Source organism: Bacillus sp. SIMBA_074 (genome assembly GCF_046534555.1).
Lineage (GTDB): Bacteria > Bacillota > Bacilli > Bacillales > Bacillaceae_G > Bacillus_A > Bacillus_A mycoides.
Genome location: NZ_JAWRYM010000757.1, coordinates 1 through 260, shown reverse-complemented (window position 1 = coordinate 260; position 260 = coordinate 1). Strand labels below are relative to the sequence as shown.

At 43.8% G+C, this 260-nt stretch carries 1 protein-coding gene; it reads left to right on the top strand.

Annotation, left to right across the window (positions count from 1 at the left end):
• Nucleotides 1-8: 8 nt before the first annotated feature.
• The coding region (locus tag SB773_RS32815) for a TSUP family transporter (RefSeq protein WP_410594583.1) at nucleotides 9-260 on the top strand (252 nt) is incomplete at its 3' end.

The window sequence follows — 260 nt, the reverse complement described above, 5'->3', positions numbered from 1 at the left end:
CGCCTTTTTTGTTTCTGCTCTACCCGGCTCACAGCGCGATTCAAATCAATATTATCCTTTCCCTATGTATCTCCGTTTTCATGATTTACAAGATCAGGCATGAAGTAGACACACTTCTGCTCGGCAGATTGATTCGTGGTAGCCTGATCGGGCTGATTCCCGGGATCTTGATTTATCTGTATGTCGATGTCACTTTACTCAAATTGGTTGTCGGTGCCCTTATTTGCATATCGACGATTCTTTTGATCCTAAAGCTGACG